Source organism: Selenomonas sp. GACV-9 (genome assembly GCA_900116485.1).
Classification (GTDB): Bacteria; Bacillota; Negativicutes; order Selenomonadales; family Selenomonadaceae; genus Selenomonas_A; species Selenomonas_A ruminantium_G.
Map to the genome: position 1 here is coordinate 47,201 of FPAX01000015.1, position 6,137 is coordinate 53,337.

The window sequence follows — 6,137 nt, forward strand, 5'->3', positions numbered from 1 at the left end:
CCCATTTTTCAGCCTGTTTTCAGCTAAAAGTGGGAGAATTGGACATGTGGGTTTGACAGGGTCATGACTCACATGGTATACTTCATAAAGTTCTTCACAAGCAATAAAGGGGGCTTTTAATGAGTTTAACCAAACTTGTGACATTCAATAGCAAAGAAAAAAAGATGATGCTGTGCCTGATGCTCGCAGCACTCATGATGATGACGACAGGTTTCACACGCAATACGATTCCGTCGGCAATGCATCAAGTGTCAATCCTCGTGGATGGACGCACGATTACCCTGAATACGACCCATACGAGCCCGGACTACATCCTTATCCGGGCTGGCGTGAAACTCAGCGCCAACGATGAATTCCGTTTGGAAAAGATCGACGATAAGAACACGAAAATAACGGTTTACCGTGCGGTCCCGGTAACCGTCTCGTACAATGGTCAGAAAAAGGAAGTCATGACCAGCAAGCAGACCGTAGGCGACGCCCTGATCGAATTGGGCTATAATCTGGATGACGTGGAAGCGGCTCCAGGACTGGATACGAAAATTCAGGAAAACTTGGATATAGTGGTAAAAGACAGTGCCGCTAAACTTCAGGCACTGGCTCGGCAGCGTGAAGAACAAATGAAGCCGAAAGTACAGACTGAGATGGGCCAGCGTGCTTATCGCAACGTCTATACGATGGAGGCAACTGCCTATCTGCCAAGTGATGGCGGCGGCAGCGGCATCACGGCAACCGGCATCGCGGCAACCCGCGGTGTGGTAGCCGTCGATCCGAATGTGATCCCATTGGGGTCGCGCGTGTATATCCCCGGCTATGGCGTAGCCATTGCCGCCGATACGGGCGGAGCAATCCGCGGGGAGCGCATCGACCTTTGCATGGAGTCGTATGGCGAGGCCATGAACTTTGGCCGCCGCTATGTAGAGGTCTATGTATTAGACTGATGCGGACATGAAGAACATGTTATGAGAGAAAGCCTTTCCGGTTTACGGAAGGGCTTTTCTTGTATCAGGAATTATTTTGTGCTTTGAACAACATTCGTTCACAAATCTAAATCAATTATGCTATAATTAATGGTAATTAATAGCATCCGCGAATGGAAACGGTATGCGAGTGGTAAAACCCGTGAAAGGACGAGTATTGATGGAGCAAAGCAAGACAGTTGCCTTGACGAAGAAACTGCTGCGTGATTACTACGAATACGGCGACATTGTCGAGATGGAGACAATGTTTTCGGAGGACGTGATTGCGTTCGGTATTCATTCAGACAGCTATGCGACAGGGAAGGATAAGGCCGCACAATGCCTGCGTCAGATGTATTATGACTTGAAGTCCTGCCGGGTTACCAAACTCAAATGTGTGGAGAAGGCCACTGGCACGGGCTGGACAGTGCGGGCAAATATCGTGTTCTCGACTGAGAACCGCATGCGCAATATGCATCAGGTGTTGGTGATATATACAGATACTGCGGAGGGCAGGAAGATTGGTGGCCTGCACTTCCAGCACGATGTGCGTCATGAGCTGCTCTATCAGTCGGTAAGCTCACGATTATTGAACCGTGGCGAGATAGAGGATGGCTCCATGGATGAGGTCATGGATATGGTGGCCTCGTATGTGAATTGCGCCTATGTCCAGTATCGTCCCGATCAGAACCTGCCCATCGATTATTACAGCGAAGAGCTCTGGCGTATGCTGGGCTACAAGTCTGGTCCCGACTTCGGGAAGCAGTTTGAGTGTCGGGGCGTACAGCTGGAGCGACTGATTCATCCGCATGACCTCGGGCCCAGCCGCGAGGAAATCAAGCGACAGCTGCTGAAATCGGACAGCTATCAGGTGGAGTACCGACTGCGGCGCAGTAACGAAAGCTATATCTGGTGCATCGAGTGCGGCCGCTACGTGCTTGATCGGAAGACGGGCATCGGAACCTTCAATGCTGTGGTCACGAACTTGTCGCCGCTGAAGCAGACGCATGCGTCTTTTCTCTACAACCTGCGTCATGATCGGTTGACGAACCTTTATAATAAGAAGGCTTTCTGCCGCCGGACAGCCGAGGTGCTGGCCGATAACCCCGATACTGAGTTCGAGATCATGCGCTTCAACATCGCCAGGTTCAAGGTCATCAATGACCTGTTCGGTGAGGAGACCGGAGATAAGCTGCTTCGTTATATCGCCCATTTCCTCAAGAGCATCAAGCTGGAGCCTTGCGTTTATGGGCGGCTCTATGCCGATAATTTCCTGCTCTGCTATCCGACGCGCAACGATATGCGCAATCATATGATAAGTTCGCTGCAGATGCTGGCTGAGACATTTGCGCTCGATTATCGCATCGACTTCTATTTCGGTGTCTATACGATCCGTGATACGGCCTTGTCGGTGACGACGATGATCGATCGGGCGTCGATGGGCCTGGCGAAGGCGGCCTATAATGGTGTGGTGTCTTGTGGCGAATACGGTGAGGATATGCGCGACAGCATCGTCAACGAGCAGGTTATCGTCAACAACATGCATAGTTCGCTGGATCGTGGCGAGTTTCTTGTCTACATCCAACCGAAGTATGAGCTCATGGGGGAGAAGATCGTAGGCGGCGAGGCGCTGGTGCGTTGGCTGCATCCGCAGCTCGGCTTTATCCCGCCATCGCGGTTCATCCCGATCTTTGAGAAGAATGGTTTCATCTATCGGCTCGATAAATACGTCTGGGAGCGTGCCTGCCAGATCCTGCGCGAAGATATGGACGCAGGGCGGCCGGTGTTGCCGATTTCCGTCAACGTGTCCCGTATTGATTTCTACAGTCCCAATATCGTACAGGTCTTTGAGCAGCTCATCGCAAAATACGATATCCCGCCGCGGCTTTTGGAGTTGGAGCTCACGGAGAGTGCCTATGTCGAGAATCCACAGCAGATCATCGAGATTACCAAAGAGCTGCAGCGCAAGGGCTTTCCAATCCTCATGGATGACTTTGGCAGTGGCTATTCCTCGCTCAACATGCTCAAGGATATGCCGGTCGATATCCTGAAGATCGACCTGCAGTTCCTGTCAGACAGTGACAAGGAGGACAACGGCCGGGGCGGCAACATCCTGAATTCGGTAGTGCGCATGGCTAAGTGGCTGCATATACCGGTCATCGCTGAAGGCGTGGAGAAACAGCAGCAGGTGGACTTCTTGCGGACAATCGGTTGTGAGTGTGTGCAGGGCTACTTCTTCTCCAAGCCAGTGCCACTCGATGTCTATCGTGAGATGACTGTCAAGGGCTTCAATGATACGGCGGTGCCGGTGCATCTGGGGCCGGAGGATACCGTGGACATGATGACGATGTCGGCGCAGCTCACGGTCCTGTTCAACGGTGCCGGTGGTGCCATTGGCCTCTACGAGCTGGTGGGCGGTGCGCTGGAACTTTTGCGGGCCAACGATGGCTATTTCAAGCTGTTTGGCGATTCCCGAGACAATGTCTATGGGCCGGATAGTTCTATCATTGACCGCATCGATTATCGGGACAGGGAGCTATTCTGGCAGACTGTCAAAGATGCGGAGGCCTCGAAGGGCGTTTGCGAATGCGAGCTGCGCCGTTACTGTTCTGATGGCCGCCTGCTCTGGATACGCGTGCGGGTCAGTATCATCTATGTGGAACAGATGCGCACGCTGCTGTATCTGGTCATGGAGGACGTCACGCCACTGGCTGAGGAACGCGAACATCTCCAGCGGATGCTCGAGCGTCTGCGGGCTATCAATCCGCAGGAAGTCGCGGCGCTTGAACAGGAGTTCAAGGATATTCCCTGAGATATGCCAAAAGGCTGCAAGAGGGTACGAGATGTACCTTCTTACAGCCTTTTTGTACGTGGTCTCAGTTCTTGACGATGGTCATATCGGCGTGGTCAGCTTCGGCCTTCTGGATCATGACCTTGAGGCGTTCAATGTTCTTCTTGTGCCGGTTGATGGCAAAGCCGATGCGGATATGTTCTTCCTCGGTAAAGGCAGGATTCTCATAGGATTTCTCGATGCGTTTGAGGCGCTCTTCGACTTCGTGCAGCTCATCCTTCATCGGCTTGACATGCTCGAGGGCCAGACCGTAGACAGCACGGATCTGCTCTTCTACGTATTTGGCGTAGCCAGGCTCGCCGGAGATGTTTTCGAGACGTTTGGCGACGTGATAGATGATATCGAAAGGGCTTTCGCCACTGTGGATCATGCGGACGATTTCCATCTTGACCTGCTGCTGGATACCGTGCGGCTGGGTAATGATGGGATCGAGTTCCTGCTCGTTTGTATCTGATGACGGGACGTTTGCGGAATTTCCTTGTTCTTCGGCCATGGATGTCTTCCTCCTTTGAAGCAGTGTAATCTTTCTCTATAGTATAGCACAGGATAGGCAAAAAAGAAAAAATGTGTAAGTTTACACATTTACAGTGGACAAACGATTGAGATGTTGCATTGTAAAGTACATTTATGCTATAATACAGCTATCGTTTTAGAAAGGCAGGGCCTTTAGTCATGTTCGGTCGGCTGGAACATGCTTTTTTTGTGTCCTGCGATGTTTACTGTAAAAGGACAAATTGTTCTTTACATGGGAGAAGGGTGTTTCTTATGAATCAAATGTCTAAGGGAGAAATCTTGACCGTTGGTTTCATGATGTTCTCCATCTTTTTTGGAGCAGGCAACTTGATCTTCCCGCCGGCGCTGGGCCAGGCGGCTGGAGACCATGTATTCACGGCTATGCTGGGTTTCTTGACGACGGGCGTAGGCTTGCCGCTCTTGGGCATCACGGCCATCGCGTTGCAGGGGGGAAAATATATCGAGTTCATCCGCAAGATGACCTATCCGTGGATGGCCACGATGCTGCTCGTTATCCTCTATCTGACCATTGGGCCGCTGTTTGCGATGCCGCGTACTGGTGCTGTCTCCTTTGAGATCGGCATCCGCCCGTTCCTGTCCGCAGAAAACCTTACGCTGGGACAGGCTGTCTATACGGCAATCTTTTTTGCAGCGTCCTACTATCTGGCGCTGAATCCCAATAAGCTCATCGATCGCGTCGGCAAGATGCTCACGCCGATTCTGCTGGTATTCCTGGTTATCCTGTTTGCCAAGGCGTTTGCGACGCCGCTCGGTGATATCCTTGATGCGACGGGGGCCTATATAGGCACACCCTTTGTCCAGGGATTCCAGGACGGCTATCAGACGATGGACCTGCTGGCCTCGCTGGCTATCGGCACGCTGGTCGTCAATGCCATCCGCATGCGCGGGGTTACGACGAATCGGGCAATCGGTGAGGTTTGCCTGATTGCTGGTATCATCACGGTATTCCTGATGTCGCTGGTTTATGGCTCGCTGGCTTACATCGGTGCGACGAGCGCCAGTGTCCTCGGTCATTCGGAAAATGGCGGCCAGCTGCTTGCCGCTGCCATCGATATGTTCTTTGGCCCGGCTGGCAACGTGCTGGTGGCAATCATCATTGCTCTGGCCTGCCTGACGACCTGCTGCGGCATCACTTCGGGCACGGCCTGGTTTTTCAACAAGCTGTTCAAGAATCAGATTTCCTATGAGCGTCTGCTGCTCATCAGCATCCTGTTCAGCTTTGTAGCCTCGAACATCGGCCTGACCCAGATCATCGCGCTGACCATCCCGTTCCTCGTCGGCATCTATCCGCTGGTCATCGTTTTCGTATTGCTGTCATTATTTGACCGTGTCATCGGCTGGCGCCGCAGCATCTACCGCGGAGCCATGAACTGCACGCTGGTCTTTGCCATCATCGATGGACTCAATGCTGCCGGCATCCAGATCCCGGGGCTCAACGAACTCCTGACGGCTTACTTGCCGTTCTATACGATTACGATGGGCTGGGTAGTACCGGCACTCGTCGGTGCAGCTGCTGGCCTGGTATATTCCTTTTTTCAGGAAGAACCAGCTGAGGAAGTAGCCTTAGCACATAACTAAACAAGGATGAGATCCGCTGTCTTTAGGGGCAGCGGATTTTTGTCAAATTGCAGTTTGTCTGTCAGTGCGAAATCACAATAAGCTTGCTACAGCTCAGCTTGGGTGAGGGTGGGTGCACTTTTTCTCCGCTCCGCTAAATGACCCGCGCTGGCAGGTTGTATGTATCTAGGTACATGCGCCGGGCAGGCCGGCGGCGCGCCAATACATCTTGGCGTTCT

The 6,137-nt window shown here is 52.5% G+C and carries 4 protein-coding genes; 3 read left to right on the top strand and 1 reads right to left on the bottom strand.

What is annotated here, in order from left to right:
• Window positions 1-119 precede the first annotated feature (119 nt).
• Both BM322_RS10885 and BM322_RS10890 read left to right on the top strand, forming a co-directional pair.
• Window positions 120-938 carry a G5 and 3D domain-containing protein gene (locus tag BM322_RS10885; RefSeq protein WP_075430373.1) on the top strand — a complete coding sequence of 273 codons (819 nt, stop codon included), beginning with the start codon at window positions 120-122 and terminating at the stop codon, window positions 936-938.
• 199 nt (window positions 939-1,137) lie between these two features.
• Window positions 1,138-3,768 carry an EAL domain-containing protein gene (locus BM322_RS10890; protein WP_075430375.1) on the top strand — a complete coding sequence of 877 codons (2,631 nt, stop codon included), beginning with the start codon at window positions 1,138-1,140 and terminating at the stop codon, window positions 3,766-3,768.
• Window positions 3,769-3,832: 64 nt separating this feature from the next.
• On the opposite strand, the gene BM322_RS10895 is transcribed toward BM322_RS10890, so the two are convergent.
• On the bottom strand, window positions 3,833-4,192 hold the full coding sequence (locus BM322_RS10895) for a hypothetical protein (protein WP_075430398.1): 360 nt from the start codon (window positions 4,190-4,192) through the stop codon (window positions 3,833-3,835).
• A gap of 380 nt (window positions 4,193-4,572) precedes the next feature.
• Between BM322_RS10895 and brnQ the strand changes: the two genes are divergently transcribed.
• A complete protein-coding gene (brnQ, locus tag BM322_RS10900) occupies window positions 4,573-5,919 on the top strand; it encodes a branched-chain amino acid transport system II carrier protein (RefSeq protein ID WP_075430377.1) in 1,347 nt (448 codons plus the stop codon).
• Window positions 5,920-6,137 lie beyond the last annotated feature (218 nt).